This window comes from Catenuloplanes niger (genome assembly GCF_031458255.1).
GTDB lineage: Bacteria > Actinomycetota > Actinomycetes > Mycobacteriales > Micromonosporaceae > Catenuloplanes > Catenuloplanes niger.
Genome location: NZ_JAVDYC010000001.1, coordinates 4,134,844 through 4,147,606, shown reverse-complemented (window position 1 = coordinate 4,147,606; position 12,763 = coordinate 4,134,844). Strand labels below are relative to the sequence as shown.

The 12,763-nt window shown below is 70.1% G+C and carries 21 protein-coding genes; 17 read left to right on the top strand and 4 right to left on the bottom strand.

Annotated features, from left to right (window positions below):
- Window position 1: 1 nt before the first annotated feature.
- Genes J2S44_RS18120 through J2S44_RS18045 form a run of 16 tightly spaced genes read left to right on the top strand, consistent with a single transcriptional unit; the run spans window position 2 to window position 10,715 of the window.
- Window positions 2–385, top strand: a complete 384-nt coding sequence (locus J2S44_RS18120) for a hypothetical protein (protein WP_310415168.1) — start codon at window positions 2–4, stop codon at window positions 383–385.
- A 9-nt stretch (window positions 386–394) separates the two neighbouring features.
- Complete coding sequence (locus tag J2S44_RS18115) at window positions 395–721, top strand: phage head completion protein (protein ID WP_310415165.1); 327 nt, start codon at window positions 395–397, stop codon at window positions 719–721.
- Window positions 718–1,119, top strand: a complete 402-nt coding sequence (locus J2S44_RS18110; protein ID WP_310415163.1) for a hypothetical protein — start codon at window positions 718–720, stop codon at window positions 1,117–1,119. The genes J2S44_RS18115 and J2S44_RS18110 overlap by 4 nt, the downstream gene beginning before the upstream one ends.
- Window positions 1,116–1,331, top strand: a complete 216-nt coding sequence (locus J2S44_RS18105) for a hypothetical protein (protein WP_310415161.1) — start codon at window positions 1,116–1,118, stop codon at window positions 1,329–1,331. Before J2S44_RS18110 ends, J2S44_RS18105 begins: the two co-directional genes overlap by 4 nt.
- Window positions 1,332–1,928 (top strand): phage tail tube protein, encoded by a 597-nt coding sequence (locus J2S44_RS18100; protein ID WP_310415158.1) that lies wholly within the window; start codon window positions 1,332–1,334, stop codon window positions 1,926–1,928.
- Window positions 1,929–1,930: 2 nt separating this feature from the next.
- Entirely contained in the window at window positions 1,931–2,425 is a 495-nt protein-coding gene (locus J2S44_RS18095) for a hypothetical protein (RefSeq protein WP_310415157.1), read from the top strand.
- 38 nt (window positions 2,426–2,463) lie between these two features.
- A complete protein-coding gene (locus J2S44_RS18090) occupies window positions 2,464–2,646 on the top strand; it encodes a hypothetical protein (RefSeq protein ID WP_310415154.1) in 183 nt (60 codons plus the stop codon).
- A gap of 13 nt (window positions 2,647–2,659) precedes the next feature.
- Window positions 2,660–2,974: an HK97-gp10 family putative phage morphogenesis protein gene (locus J2S44_RS18085; protein WP_310415151.1), complete on the top strand. Its 315-nt coding sequence runs from the start codon at window positions 2,660–2,662 to the stop codon at window positions 2,972–2,974.
- Window positions 2,971–6,183, top strand: coding sequence for a phage tail tape measure protein (locus J2S44_RS18080; RefSeq protein WP_310415149.1), 3,213 nt, complete (start codon window positions 2,971–2,973; stop codon window positions 6,181–6,183). Before J2S44_RS18085 ends, J2S44_RS18080 begins: the two co-directional genes overlap by 4 nt.
- Window positions 6,180–7,436: a hypothetical protein gene (locus tag J2S44_RS18075; protein ID WP_310415146.1), complete on the top strand. Its 1,257-nt coding sequence runs from the start codon at window positions 6,180–6,182 to the stop codon at window positions 7,434–7,436. Before J2S44_RS18080 ends, J2S44_RS18075 begins: the two co-directional genes overlap by 4 nt.
- A gap of 12 nt (window positions 7,437–7,448) precedes the next feature.
- Window positions 7,449–8,096, top strand: coding sequence for a hypothetical protein (locus J2S44_RS18070; RefSeq protein ID WP_310415144.1), 648 nt, complete (start codon window positions 7,449–7,451; stop codon window positions 8,094–8,096).
- Window positions 8,097–8,104: 8 nt separating this feature from the next.
- The gene (locus J2S44_RS18065) at window positions 8,105–8,335 is read left to right on the top strand and encodes a hypothetical protein (RefSeq protein WP_310415141.1); all 231 of its coding nucleotides are present in this window, start codon (window positions 8,105–8,107) and stop codon (window positions 8,333–8,335) included.
- Window positions 8,335–9,351, top strand: a complete 1,017-nt coding sequence (locus J2S44_RS18060) for a hypothetical protein (protein WP_310415138.1) — start codon at window positions 8,335–8,337, stop codon at window positions 9,349–9,351. The genes J2S44_RS18065 and J2S44_RS18060 overlap by 1 nt, the downstream gene beginning before the upstream one ends.
- Window positions 9,351–9,821 carry a hypothetical protein gene (locus tag J2S44_RS18055; protein WP_310415135.1) on the top strand — a complete coding sequence of 157 codons (471 nt, stop codon included), beginning with the start codon at window positions 9,351–9,353 and terminating at the stop codon, window positions 9,819–9,821. Before J2S44_RS18060 ends, J2S44_RS18055 begins: the two co-directional genes overlap by 1 nt.
- Window positions 9,818–10,183, top strand: a complete 366-nt coding sequence (locus tag J2S44_RS18050) for a hypothetical protein (protein ID WP_310415132.1) — start codon at window positions 9,818–9,820, stop codon at window positions 10,181–10,183. Before J2S44_RS18055 ends, J2S44_RS18050 begins: the two co-directional genes overlap by 4 nt.
- Window positions 10,184–10,241: 58 nt before the next feature.
- Entirely contained in the window at window positions 10,242–10,715 is a 474-nt protein-coding gene (locus J2S44_RS18045; RefSeq protein WP_310415129.1) for a hypothetical protein, read from the top strand.
- 69 nt (window positions 10,716–10,784) lie between these two features.
- Here J2S44_RS18045 and J2S44_RS18040 read toward each other — a convergent pair whose 3' ends face one another.
- A complete protein-coding gene (locus J2S44_RS18040; RefSeq protein ID WP_310415126.1) occupies window positions 10,785–11,030 on the bottom strand; it encodes a hypothetical protein in 246 nt (81 codons plus the stop codon).
- Window positions 11,031–11,082: 52 nt separating this feature from the next.
- On the opposite strand from J2S44_RS18040, the gene J2S44_RS18035 reads away from it, so the two are divergent.
- Window positions 11,083–11,427, top strand: a complete 345-nt coding sequence (locus J2S44_RS18035; protein WP_310415123.1) for a hypothetical protein — start codon at window positions 11,083–11,085, stop codon at window positions 11,425–11,427.
- A gap of 371 nt (window positions 11,428–11,798) precedes the next feature.
- Here the strand turns inward: J2S44_RS18035 and J2S44_RS18030 are convergent, their stop codons facing one another.
- From J2S44_RS18030 to J2S44_RS18020, 3 genes are all read right to left on the bottom strand, one after another.
- Entirely contained in the window at window positions 11,799–12,023 is a 225-nt protein-coding gene (locus J2S44_RS18030) for a DUF397 domain-containing protein (protein WP_310429755.1), read from the bottom strand.
- A gap of 212 nt (window positions 12,024–12,235) precedes the next feature.
- A complete protein-coding gene (locus tag J2S44_RS18025; RefSeq protein ID WP_310415122.1) occupies window positions 12,236–12,448 on the bottom strand; it encodes a hypothetical protein in 213 nt (70 codons plus the stop codon).
- Between the two features lie 65 nt (window positions 12,449–12,513).
- Window positions 12,514–12,756: a flavin reductase gene (locus tag J2S44_RS18020; RefSeq protein WP_310415119.1), complete on the bottom strand. Its 243-nt coding sequence runs from the start codon at window positions 12,754–12,756 to the stop codon at window positions 12,514–12,516.
- Window positions 12,757–12,763: the final 7 nt, after the last annotated feature.

The window sequence follows — 12,763 nt, the reverse complement described above, 5'->3', positions numbered from 1 at the left end:
GGTGGCGGACCTGTTCGAGCTGACCGAGCTGGCGGACTACCTGCAGCAGGGGCCGCTCGACGAGGCCAGCGCGACGGTCGCCCGGCGTAAGGCGTCCGGGTGGCTGCGGTCCGCTACCAAGCTCACCGCCTGGCCTGACCCGGTTCCCGACGACCTGTGGGGCTGGGCGATCGAGTTGGCCGCGCTGGCGTACGACAACCCGGCGATGCTCGCCAGCGAGCAGGTCGGCGCCACGTCGCGCACCGCCGACCGCGGACGCCTCGCCGCGATCCTCGACGCGGCCCGTGCGGCCTACCTCGACCCGGCCACGGCTGGCGGCGGCCCGCTGCACTCCTTCCCCGAGCCGGACTGGCAGTGGCAGGGCGGCATCGTCACCAGGCGATAGGAGGAGACCGTGCAGCTGCGTGACCGCATCACCCGCCTCCGCGCTCCGCTGATCGCCGACGGGTACGGCAACCAGGGCCCGGACTGGCCGGCCGCCGTGACCGCGGTGCTCCGCGCGAGCGTCCAGCCCGCGTCGTCGACCGAGGACGTCGTCGACGAGCAGCGCACCGTCACCCGGTGGCGGGTCTGGCTGCCGCGGACCGCCGACCTGCTCGCCACCGACCGGATCGAGTGGGACGGCCAGACCTACGAGGTCGAGGGCGACGTCGAGCACTGGAAGGACCGCGGCCAGCTCCACCACCTCGAAGCGGTGATGATCAAGGTGACTCAGGGGTGACCGTGTACGTCCAGCCCGACGTTGACGCCGCCCTGGTCGTCTACCTCACCGCGCACCCCGCGCTGGCCCCGCTGCATTCCGGCCGGGTCGGCACCCGGCTCGCGCCCGGTAGCGCGCCGGCCGTACGGACGTCCTCGCTCGGCGGCGCATACGCCTGGCCGTGGGAGTCGACGCCCGAGTTCCAGATCGAGTGGTGGGGCGGCGATCAGGCTGCCGCAAGCCGACTCGCGCGCACCGGCGAGGCCGCGCTCTACGGGCTGCTCGGCCCGATCACCGGCGGCTGGATCACCGCCCTCGACATCCCCCTGTCGATGCTCTGGTCCCCGGACGAGACCAGCGGCAGGGCCAGATACCTCACGCAAGTCCAGCTCACAGTGAATCCGGAGGGGTCGACGTGACCGACCGCATCGTGACCTCCGACATCCCCTTCGGCGACCCGGGCCGCGGCGTGTTCGCGTACCGGGTCGGCGACAAGGTGTCGGAGGACGCCGTCAAGGCCAACGGCTGGGAGGACTACGTCGCCTCCCCGTCGTCGAAGGCCGGCCAGCACGCCGCGGCGGCCGCCGCCGGCCAGGAGACTCCGGCCGCGGCCGGCAAGGAGGCGAAGTAGATGGCGAACGTGACCATCCAGCCCGGCCAGATCAAGACCGGCCCGGGCGTCATCCGCTGGGCGCCGCTCGGCACCGCCGCCCCGGCGCCGACCGCAGTCGGCGGGAAGATCGCCGTCACCTGGGACGCCGCGTGGCTCCAGGTCGGCGCCACCGACGCGGGCCTGACCTACACCGAGTCCACCAGCACCGAGCAGATCCGAGTCGCGGAGTCGCTCTACGCGGTGAAGACCGTGACCACCGAGAAGTCCGGCACGGTGGCGTTCGAGATGAACCACATCTCCGACGTCAACTGGAAGCTCGCCATGAACGGCGGCACCATCACCGTCACCGGCTCGAACGGCACCAAGCTCAGCTCGTACGTGCCACCGCTGACCGGCAACGAGGTGCGGGTCCAGCTCGCGTTCCTGTCGTACGACGACGAGGAGCTGATCTGGTGGCCGCAGGTCTTCAACGGCGGCTCCGTCGAGACCGCGCGCGGCACCGTGGAGACCAAGGCCGGCCTGCCGGTCGAGTTCGCCGCCGAGCTGCCCGACGCCGCCGTGCTGGCCACGCCGTACAAGCGGTGGACGGCCGGTTCGCTGGCACAGGGGGTCTGACGATGGGACACCTCGGAACCTTCGGCGCCGCGGTCCGCGAGGCGAACCCGACAGCCGAGAAGGACAGCTTCGAGTTCTTCGGCGAGACGTTCACCGTGCACGGCGTCATCCCACCGATGCTCATGCTCCAGATCGGCGCCGCGGCCACCGGCAAGATCGACGAGCAGGAAGGCCTCGGCGCGATGTGGGAGGCCATGCGGTGCAGCCTCACCATTCCGGCCACCGGCGATCAGCCCGCGGACGGCAAGGCCTTCGACCGGCTCTACAAGCTCGCGGTCAACCATAACTGCAACATTGACGAGCTGATGCGGCTCGCCATGGCCCTGTTCGAGGTGCAGGCCGGCCGCCCTACGCAGGAGCCGCACGGCTCCTCTCTTGGGCAGTCCTCCACTTCGCCGAGTTCGAGCACCTCATCCTCAGCCTCCCCGGCCTCGCCGGCGGACGCGAACCCGAAGCTCGCGGGCATGGTCCCGGTGGCCACGGTCCTGGGTGGCTGACCCGGCTCTCGCCCCGGCTGCTCTGCAACCTCATCTACGTGCACCTCGCCCAGCGTCAGGAGCACGCCGAGAAGTGCGGCCGCGACGTGTGCGCCGCGGACTGCGGGCACCGGCGCTTCGCCGAGTGGCTCGACGCACCCCTGCTGCCGTCTGAGATCCACGCCCACGAACGCCGCGAAGAACGCCTCGCGGCGCTCTGGCGCGGAGAGATTCCCACCTGACAGGAGGACCTCGGTGCGCACCGACAACAAGCCGATCCGTCCCGAGGTCCTCGCCGCCTTCTCCCAGGTGCCGGAGGTGGCCAAGGCGGTCCGCCAGGTCGCCAACGCGATCCGCCGCGACGCTCGCCAGCTGGCACCGAAGGACACCGGCAACCTCCGCCGCAACATCCAGGTCGAGCGGGTCTACGACCCCGAGGAGGGCCTCGTGTTCTTCCTCGTCGGCTGGGGCGGCCGCGCCTGGTACGGGCTGCTCGTAGAGACCGGCACCGAGAACGAACCACCCCGGCCGCACCTCGTCCCGGCCGCGATCAAGAACGGGGCCCGATGAGCGTCATGCGGACCGCGTTCGTCGCGGTCATGCCCCAGCTGGACAACTTCGGTGCCGAGCTGACCAAGAGGCTCAAGCGCATCGACGCCACCAAGGACGGCAACCGCATCGGCGCGCAGATCGCGGCCGGAATCCAGGACAAGCTCAAGACCGGCGTCACCGCCGGACTCGGCGCTCTGGGCATCGGCGCCGGCGTCGGTGCCGGGATCGCCTCCGGCGTGGCCGGCGCCCTCGACGTGAGCAAGGCGACGGACAAGCTCCGCGCCCAGCTCGCCCTCACCCAAGCGGAGTCCGCCCGGATCGGAGAGGCCGCCGGCGCCCTCTACGCCCGCGGCTACGGCGAGAGCCTCGGCGAGGTCAACGACGCGATCGCCTCCGTGATCCGCAACATCCCCGAGCTGCGCGACGCCAGCGTGCCGGTCCTCGACGAGATCGCGGCCGGCGCGCTCAACATCGCCCGCGTCTTCGACGAGGAGGTCGCCGGCGTTACCGCAGCGGTCTCCTCGATGCTGCGCAGCGGTCTCGCGCCCAGCGCACAGGCGGCCCTCGACGTGCTGACCGTCGGCTTCCAGAACGGCGCCGACAAGGGCCAGGACCTGCTCGACACGTTCACCGAGTACAGCGTCCAGTTCACCAAGCTCGGCCTCACCGCTCCACAGGCGCTGGGCGCGATCACCCAGCTGCTCGACGGCGGCGCCCGCAACGCGGACATCGCGGCCGACGCCTTCAAGGAGTTCTCGATCCGTGCGATCGACGGCTCCAAGACCACGCTCGACTCCTACAAGGCCCTCGGCCTCTCCGCCGACACCTTCGCGAAGACGCTGGCCTCCGGCGGCCCTGCGGCGACCAAGGCCTTCGACACCATCGTCGACAAGATCAACGCGATCCAGGATCCGGTAAAGCGGAACACCATCGGCGTCGGCCTCTTCGGTACCCAGTGGGAGGACCTGGGCGATGCGTTCCGCAACCTCAACGTCAGCTCGCTCACCTCCGAACTACGCGACCTCAACGGCGCTACGTCCGGCCTCGCCGACCAGTCCGACGGCGCACGGGTACAGGGCTTCATCCGCAGCATCCAGCAGGGCTTCATCGGCGTCATCGGCGGCCAGGCCATCCCCGCGGTCAAGGACTTCGCCGCAGCACACCGCGACCAGCTCAACGGCGCGATGGACACGGCAGCCCGGATCGGCCGCGAGGTGGTCCTCCCCGCTCTGCGCGAGATCGCGGTCTACACCACCGGCACGTTGATCCCCGCGATCGGCGACACCGTCCGCTGGTTCCAGGACCACGAGACCACCACGAAGATCCTCGGCGGCACGCTGGCCGGCACGGTCATCATCGTCAAGGGCTACGGCGCGGCCGTCGCCGTAGCGGGCGCGGCCACGAAGGCGTGGGGCGTCGTAACCGCGATCGCCAGCGGCGCCCAGGCCGCGTACAACGCCGTCCTCGGCATCGGCAACACCACGCTCGGCGTCTGGGTGGGCGTCAAGGCCATCGAGCTCGCCGCCTGGGTGCGCACCACCGCCGTCACGGTCGCCGCGACCGCCGCAACGATCGCCTCCACCGTGGCGCAGAACGCGGCCGCGATCGCCAGCCGGGTATGGGCGGCCGGCCAGTGGCTCGTCAACGCGGCGCTGACCGCGAACCCCATCGGCTTGGTCGTCGTCGCCATCGGCGCCCTGGTCGCCGCGGTGATCATCGCCTACCAGAAGAACGAAACGTTCCGGAACATCGTCAACGCGGTCTGGGCCAGCGTGAAAACGGCCATCGGCGCCACGGTCACCTGGTTTCTGCAGTACGTGTGGCCCTGGCTGAGCAAGGCCATCGACGGGATCATCTGGTACTTCAAGATGCTGCTGACCATCACCATCAGCGTCTGGAGCGGCATCTTCAACGCCATCCTGTCCGCGTGGAACTGGATGCGCGACCGCGTTTTCAACCCCCTCGGCGAGTGGATCACGAAGACGCTGCCGAACGCCTTCCGGACCGGCGTCGACGCGATCAAGGGCGCCTGGGAGCGAGTGAAGGACGCCGCGAAGGTCCCCGTGACGTTCGTGGCGAACTCGGTGATCAACCCGCTGATCCGCGGCATCAACTCCGCCGCGTCGTTCGTCGGCGTCAAGGACCGCATCCCCGAGATCCGCGGCTTTGCGTCCGGCGGCCAGATCCCGGGCGCGCCGAGTCTGCGGGACAACCGACTCGCCGTCGGGCCGAACGGTCTGCTCAAGGTCGCCAGCGGTGAGTTCATCACCAACACCCGGTCGACGCTGGCCAACCTCGGGCTCATCAAAGCGATCAACGCCAAGCGCGGCCGCGTGACCCGAGACGACGTCGACCCGTATCTCGACGGCCGCGAAGACGGCGGCCAGGTCGGCACCGGCTCCGGGATCGGTGACTTCTTCGGCCGGGTCATCAACGGCGCGAAGGGCCTCGGCGAGTGGGTCACCGACTCGAAGAGCGCGCTCCAGCGTCTCGCCGGGCCGCTACTCGCCAAGATCCCGGGCGCAGGCAGCCTCGGCGCGCTCGTGCGCGGCATGGGCGGCAAGCTCGTCGGCTGGGCCGGAAAGTGGCTGACCGACAAGCTCGGCGGTGACGGCGGCGGCCTGGGCGGTCAGTCCGTCCTCGGCGGCTGGCAGGGGATGCAGCGCCTGATCAGCAACCGCTTCCCGAGTCTTCGGCTGATCTCCGGGCTTCGGCCCGGCTCCCGGACGCTGAGCGGGGAGCTGGACGAGCACTCTCGCGGCCGCGCGGTCGACTACCCCGCGGTCCGGGCGCTCGCGGCGTGGATCAAATCCACGTTCGGCGCGCGCACCAGGGAGCTGATCACACCCTGGCACGACCTGAACCTTTGGCAGGGCCGACCCTTCCGGTACACCGGCGACGTCTACGACCAGCACGCCGGCACCGGCCGCTTCCAGGGCAACGAGCACATCCACTGGGCTGCAGCCTTGGGCGGCCTGGTCGGCAAGGGTTCCGGCCTGCCCTTTGGCTCCTACGACGCGGGTGGCCACCTGCCGCCCGGGCTGTCCATCGCCCACAACGGCACCGGCCGCCCGGAGCCGGTCGGGCACGACCTCGCCGGCACCCGGGCGTACAGCATCACGGTCAACGTCCAGCCCGGCGCGCACCCAGCAGAAGTCGGGCGCCAGATCGTGGAGTCGATCAAGGCGTACGAGGCCAGCTCCGGATCGAGGTGGAGGCAACGGTGAGGGTGCTCGTCGACGTCGGTCTGCAGCACGGCGCCGAGATCGACCCGACGTACCTGCTCATCGGCCACCCGGTCAACGGCCGGATCGGCACGGGCCGGATCGGCACGGTCGACGTCCTCGCGGACTACTCCAACCGGCTCATGTCACTGTCGGTCGAACGGACCTCGACCCGACGGACCGGGCCGATCGTGGAGTACAACGCCGGCACGTGCTCCGTGCAGCTGCTCAACGATGACGGCCTGCTCGACCCGTTCACGATCGAGCAGGCCGGCCTCACCGCACCGGGCGTCGTACTGCGCATCCGCTTGGAGCACGACGGCGTCACCTACCCGATCTGGCGCGGCTTCGTCGACACCTGGATCCCGTCGCACGACGCTCCGGACCACGCGACGGTCACCATCACCGGGACCGACGGCCTCGGTCGGCTCGCGGGCGTGCCTCGCCTCGCCGCCGCGGTCCCGGTCGGCGAGGGCGACCTCAGCGGCGCGCGCATCCACCGCATTCTCGACACCGCGGGCTGGCCGGCCGAGGCGCGAAAGATCGCGGCGGGCGACACCGCGCTGCGGGCCACCGACCTCGCGGGCAACCCGCTCGACGAGGCCCAGGACGTGGCCACCGCGGAAATCGGCGAGCTGTACGTCGACGCCCAGGGCGACATCGTCTTCCGCTCACGCCACGCGCTCCTGACGGACCCACGCTCGTCGACGAGCTGGGCGACGTTCGGCTCGAACACCGCCGCGGGCGAGATTCCGTACGTCGGCCGGCCCGGCATCAGCTACGACCGGATGCAGATGGTCAACCGCGTCACGGTCACCCGCGACGGCGAGGACGCCGCGCTGCCGGTCGTCGAGGACGCCGCCTCCATCGGCCGCCACGGCTTGCACGCCATCGAGGAGACCCTCCCGGTCACCACCGACGAGGCCGCGCTCGGGTGGGCCCGCTGGATTCTGTGGCAGGAGTCGGAGCCGGAGTTCCGGTTCACCAGCCTGGCCATCGACGCCCGGATCGATCCAGACACCGTGCTGCCGCACGCGGCCGGCCGCGAGATCGGCGACCGGATCACCGTGGTCCGCCGGCCACCAGGAGGCATCGTCGACCAGCGCGACTGCTTCATCCGCAGCATCTCCCACACCTGGTCTCCACCAGATCGATGGCAGACCACCTGGGGCCTTCAGGGCGCCGACCGCTACCGGTTCTTCGTCATCGGCCACCCGAGTCAGGGCGTCATCGGGGCCAACGTCATCGCGTACTGAGCAGGAGGCCTCGTGCCGATCAAGACCTTCACCAACGGGTCCGTGCTGACCGACGACGACCTCAACACGTATCTCATGCAGCAGACTGTCATCCGCTGCACCTCGGGCACACGGCCAGCATCGCCGGTGGCCGGGATGCTGATCTACGAGACGGACACGGACCTGTATCGCCGGTGGCTCGCAGGCACGTGGGACTTCGTCGCGGTCGGCCAGAAGATCCTCGCGGCGGGCCTGATCACCGCCCAGTCGTCCGGCAGCAACTCCGGCACCTCGGTGCCCGTCTTCCGGTTCGACGACATCCCGATCCGCCCGAACCGCAATATCCACATCGTCGCGACCGATTTCGGCGTCACGGCGAGCAACAACCAAAACTCTGCGCTGGTGCGGTGGACGGCCACGGAAGACGGCTCAACGCCGACCGTCTCGTCGACCGAGATCGGCCGAACCTCGGTGCGCATCGAGATCTCGGCCGCCTACCCGACCGCCACCTGGACGTCGAAATACCGGTCCCCGGCGACGCCCGTCACCCTCTCACTGCTCATGAGCATCAGCCGCACCGCGGGCAGCAACACCGTCTATGTCCAGCCGTCGAACTCCGGGATCGAGATTCTCGTGCTCGATATGGGCCCGGCCCCGTCCTACACCGGCACCGTCCTCTAGGAGCGCGCATGCCATTCCCGAGCGTGGGCTACACCCCTGTCGCTGTTGATTACAACGTGCAGATCTCCGGCCCGATGAATGCCTCCGTCACGATCAGCACCCAGTCGTTCGGTGACCCGGCCTGGGAGGACGCGCTGCCCGCAGCGGTGAGCGCCTTTCGCGACTCGCTCATCGCCACCGGCTGCGACGTCGCGGTCTACGAGGTGGCCGCCGGCACCATCGAAAGGCAGCTCCACTGATGGCACGCAACCCGAACCCGGCCAGGATCACCGACGAGATCTGGTCGCTGTGGGAGCGGTTCGACGCGTTGGAACCGTCCGCCCTGCTCGGTGGCATCTACGCGGCCAAGCCGGGCTACCACAACTACCGAGACGCCCTCTGGAGCGGCGACTACTCCCGCGCGGAGGTCGCCGCCGACCGGCAAGGCCCAGGCGACAAAGCCGCGGCCCTCGACCTCACGATGTCCGCCGAGGCGATGCGCCGGTATACGACCCGGCTCGACGTGGCCGCACGAACCCGGGACGAGCGGCTCTACATCGGCGGCGTGCCGATCATCCGCGAGTTCATCGGCACCAAGGACAGCCGGTCCGTCTACTGCTACGTCCTCACCGGCGGCTGGCCGCTCGGCGTCGGCGCGGACGCCGGCCCGGACCCGGGCCGCGACACCACACACCTGTGGCACCTGCACATCTCGTTCATCCGCCGGTTCGTGACCTCGCAGGACGCGATGAACCGGCTCTACTCCGTGCTCGCCGGCGAATCCCTCGCCACCTGGCGCGCACACGGCTCTGAGGAGGGCGACATGGCTGCGGCCGAAGACCTGTGGCGACTGCTGTTCAACGGCGGCTACCCGCCGGGCGTCTCCGCCACGCACAACGGCGGCATCGACCGGGCGGAGATCTACAAGCGATTCCAGGCGATCCAGACCGGCCTCACCGCGGTGAACGCCAGCCTCACCAAGATCGCGGCGCTGCTGGCCCAGCAGGACGACGTCGACGCGGAGGAGGTCATCGCCGGCTTCATCGCGGCGTTCCCCCTCGGCCGGCTCGCCGAGCTGCTCGCCGCCGAGCTGGCCGAGGGCGGCCTCAACCCGGACGAGCTGGCCCAGAAGATCACCCAGGCGCTGCCGCACGACCAGGCACGCGCATTCCTGGACGCGCTGGCCGACGCGATCGGCAACCGGGCGGACCCCGAGGGCGACGCTGCCACCTCGGCCGCCGCGGCTGCACACGCCTCCGCGCAGGCGGAGGGCTGATGGGCGGCCGGCCGCTGACCCTGGCGACCGGCCGGCACCCGTTCGAGGTCAGCACGCTGCTCGCCGCGCTGATCGTCGGCGTGGCGCTGCAGCTGGGCGGCGCGGTCACCCCGCGGTCCGTCTCGACGGCGATGCCGCCCACCATCCAGACCGTATGGGCGATCGGCCTGATCGTCGCCGGCGCCGTCGGCCTCATCGGTCTCGCCTGGCCGCGCACCGCGCTGCTGGCCGGACTCGCCTTGGAGCTGGCCGGTGTCGCGGTTCTCGGTGCCGCGGCGACGATGTACTCGATCGCTCTCTACGCCGTCAGCGGTGCCCAGGCAATCGCCGCCGGTGGCTTCGTCAGCGCGGTGGCCATCGCTTCCTGGTGGCGCTGGGTGCAGATCATCCTCGACCTGCGGCGGCTCGGCCGCGCCGCGGACGTCGGCGAGACCATGGACGTCCCGCTACTGCTGGACGGTGACCGATGAGCGGCGGCATCCTCGGCCAGGTCCTGACCGTGATCGCCGCGCTCGGCGGACTGCTCGGCGCCGCCGGGGGCCTCACGGTATGGGCGCAGCGCCGCAAGCTCCAGGCGGACACGGCCGACGTTCTCACCGACACCGCGCTCACCCTGGTCCAGCCTCTCCGTGAGCGCGTCACCGAGCTGGAGGCGGAAACCCGCGAGGCCAGCCGCAACGTGCGCGAACTCAACGACGCGGTGGTCTCGCTGACCGGCACGCTCAGGGACTGGCGGATCGCGATCCTGAGCCCTCACGTCACCCGCGACGAGCTACGCGCGATGGTGACGCGGCCGGTCGAGGTGCCGAACGGGCGTGTGGACGTTGGCTAAACGGCCTGCGCGCAACCTCGGCAGAGCGAGAGTTGCAATGAATTGAGACAATGCCTGCATGACTGTGGGTGCTGCCGAGCTAGTAGCGCAGGTTCTGGTCGGACTTTTTATCGCAATGCTTATCGAGCTGAGACAGCTACTTTCTAACTCCAGGGATCGGGCCATTGCGCTAGAAAGAGCAGGTGCAGCGCGAAGGGTTGACGATGCGCTCTCGAAATTTCGGGTCAGTATGGCGCGAATGCTCCTCTTCTACGCGTTGCCGGCTTTGGCGCTCTCCACGCTCGCGCTCGCCTTCTGCCTACAAAGCGTGATCAACGACCGCCCCATGACTCACGGCTCAGCGGTCGTCGTTAGGATTTGCCTCTGGCTACAGGTCTTTTTTGTGGTGATGCTGCCAACAGTCGAATATGCCATACGAGGCTGGGAGTTAATCTTTCCAGATCGCGAACCACCTCGATTCATAAAGGCTCTCATTCAGGCCGGGTTCATGGCACTTTGGGTCTCTACCGGGGTTACTCTCCTGATGCGTTAGGCTGAGACCAATATCTCGACTTGCCTCAATGTGAAATTCATTTGATCGCCAAATTGCGATCCAGAAGCCTCACCGGCTGAGCGGGCGCCACTTCGACCGCGGTCCCGGCGCCCAGCCGATCAGGTAGTCGACACCGCGGCGCGCGCGGTCCTCAGTGAGCCCGCGCCACTGCACGCGCTCTTCCCGGCGCTGCCCCCAGCGGCTCACGCCGACGACGGCCCACGTGCCGTCCGGATCGCGCTCCAGCAGCACGTCTTTCCTGGCCATGCCCCATTGGCCGTTGAACCAGTGCTCCACCCTCTCCGCGTCCTGCACGTCCGCAGGCTACGCGCGCTAGCACACGTGTGCGATCAATCCAGGAGTGATCATGAAGATTTTCGGTCGGGAGCCCGCGCTCGTCATCGGCGCGATCGGCTCCCTGCTCACCGTCCTCGCCGCGCTCAACGTGCCCGGCATCGACGCCGGCGCGGCCGCGGCCATCACTTCGCTGATCGCGGCGGTCATCATGGCGGTGACCACCCGCCCGATCGCTCCGGCACTCTTCACCGGTGCCGTGGCGGCCGGCGCCGCGCTGCTCGCCGAGTACGGCTTCGCGGTCGCCGACGGCACGATCGGCGCGATCTCCGGCGCGGTCATCGCCGCGTTCGCCCTCTTCGGCGTGCGCCCCCAGGTCGAGCCCGCGGGCGCCACGCCGCCGGCCACCGCCAGCTGATCCACCACTTCCCGACCACCACACCAGTCGGCCCGCCCCGGGGAATCCCCGGGGCGGGCCGTTCTGTGCGTCCGCGGGCGGCGGCGGGCATCCGAGCGACCCCGAGGGGCCTCGCGCCCAGCCAGCCCAGCGCGATCTCCCGCCGCTCTCAACCCTGGCTGTCCGGGCCCGCGACTGCCCCAACATAATCGATTAGGCAGTATGACGCGACCCCGGGTGCCTGGCGGGGGTCACCCGGGGTCGCTCTCAACCCGTCCTGCCACCGTGGGAACCCAGGACGAGGAGTAGATGGCGGCTCCAGCCGTACCGGGGGCCGGAGCCGCCGCCCGCGCGAGTGCTTGTCCGCTCGGGAGCCGCACCCGCGCGGGCTGTCAGGCGGTCGTGAGGTGGTCGAAGTCGCCGTCCTTCGCGCTGGCGAGGAACGTGTTCCACTCCTCCGGCGTGAACTGCAGCGCCGGGCCGGTCGGCGCGGCGCTGTTGCGCATCGCCACCCCGGTCGGCACCGATGCGACCTCGACGCAGTTCGGGCCGCTGTTGTCGCAGCGCCGGCCCTTCTGCCAGCCGACGATCGTGCTGGCGTCCTGGGTGTGCAGCATCTCTCGCTCCTTTTCTCCGGCCGCCACCGCGGCGACCTGGTCCAGCTCGCCTCGCCTGGCGAGGTATTCGCGCGCCCAGATGATCTGGGTACACGCAGCCGGGTCGCTGCGGCAGATCAGCCCGCAGTGCCCGCGGGTCTCGTGGGCCTCCACGGTTCGCCGCGCCGCGCGGTGCTCGATCACGGCGTCGACCGGCTCATCCGTCGCGCCCCTCACGCGGGGCGTTCCTGCTGCCGCTCGGCCACGCGCTTGGCCAGCCGCTCCCACTCGTCCATCAGCAGCCACGCGGTGGCGTGTACTCCCGGCGCAGCCAGTACCGACAGCCGGATGCGCACGATTCCATCCGTCCCGAGGTGCAGCCTCGCGGTGATCTGGCCGCCGCCGGCGCCGCCGAGGGGCGAGACCGAGGGCTGTCCGACGGACATAGCCCGCCCGAGCCACGCTCCGTCAGGCATCCACGGTCCGGCCTCGCGCGCCGCAGGGCGGCCGCTCACGTCCACGCCACGAAGCGCTTGTGGAGGTCGGCCGGGCGCGCATTCGGCATCTCCCGCGCCGCGAGTACCAGCTGCTCGGCGAGCACCGCGGCAAGAGCATCCCCGTGCTCAGCGGCAAGCTGCGCGCGGGCAACGTCGCACGGCCACGCCTGCCCGTCCTGCGCGCAGAGCCAGCTCGGCCGCAGCGGGTCGTGCGGCGGCGCCAGCACGGTGGCGTACGTTGTCCAGCCGCGAGTCACAGTGCTG

Coding starts and splice junctions, on each gene's coding strand:
- J2S44_RS18030 (WP_310429755.1), bottom strand. CDS start 12,023: ATGCTGCACACCCAGGACGCCAGCACGATCGTCGGCTGGCAGAAGGGC.
- J2S44_RS18065 (WP_310415141.1), top strand. CDS start 8,105: ATGCCATTCCCGAGCGTGGGCTACACCCCTGTCGCTGTTGATTACAAC.
- J2S44_RS18060 (WP_310415138.1), top strand. CDS start 8,335: ATGGCACGCAACCCGAACCCGGCCAGGATCACCGACGAGATCTGGTCG.
- J2S44_RS18095 (WP_310415157.1), top strand. CDS start 1,931: ATGGGACACCTCGGAACCTTCGGCGCCGCGGTCCGCGAGGCGAACCCG.
- J2S44_RS18055 (WP_310415135.1), top strand. CDS start 9,351: ATGGGCGGCCGGCCGCTGACCCTGGCGACCGGCCGGCACCCGTTCGAG.
- J2S44_RS18100 (WP_310415158.1), top strand. CDS start 1,332: ATGGCGAACGTGACCATCCAGCCCGGCCAGATCAAGACCGGCCCGGGC.
- J2S44_RS18080 (WP_310415149.1), top strand. CDS start 2,971: ATGAGCGTCATGCGGACCGCGTTCGTCGCGGTCATGCCCCAGCTGGAC.
- J2S44_RS18035 (WP_310415123.1), top strand. CDS start 11,083: ATGAAGATTTTCGGTCGGGAGCCCGCGCTCGTCATCGGCGCGATCGGC.
- J2S44_RS18025 (WP_310415122.1), bottom strand. CDS start 12,448: ATGTCCGTCGGACAGCCCTCGGTCTCGCCCCTCGGCGGCGCCGGCGGC.
- J2S44_RS18045 (WP_310415129.1), top strand. CDS start 10,242: ATGACTGTGGGTGCTGCCGAGCTAGTAGCGCAGGTTCTGGTCGGACTT.
- J2S44_RS18050 (WP_310415132.1), top strand. CDS start 9,818: ATGAGCGGCGGCATCCTCGGCCAGGTCCTGACCGTGATCGCCGCGCTC.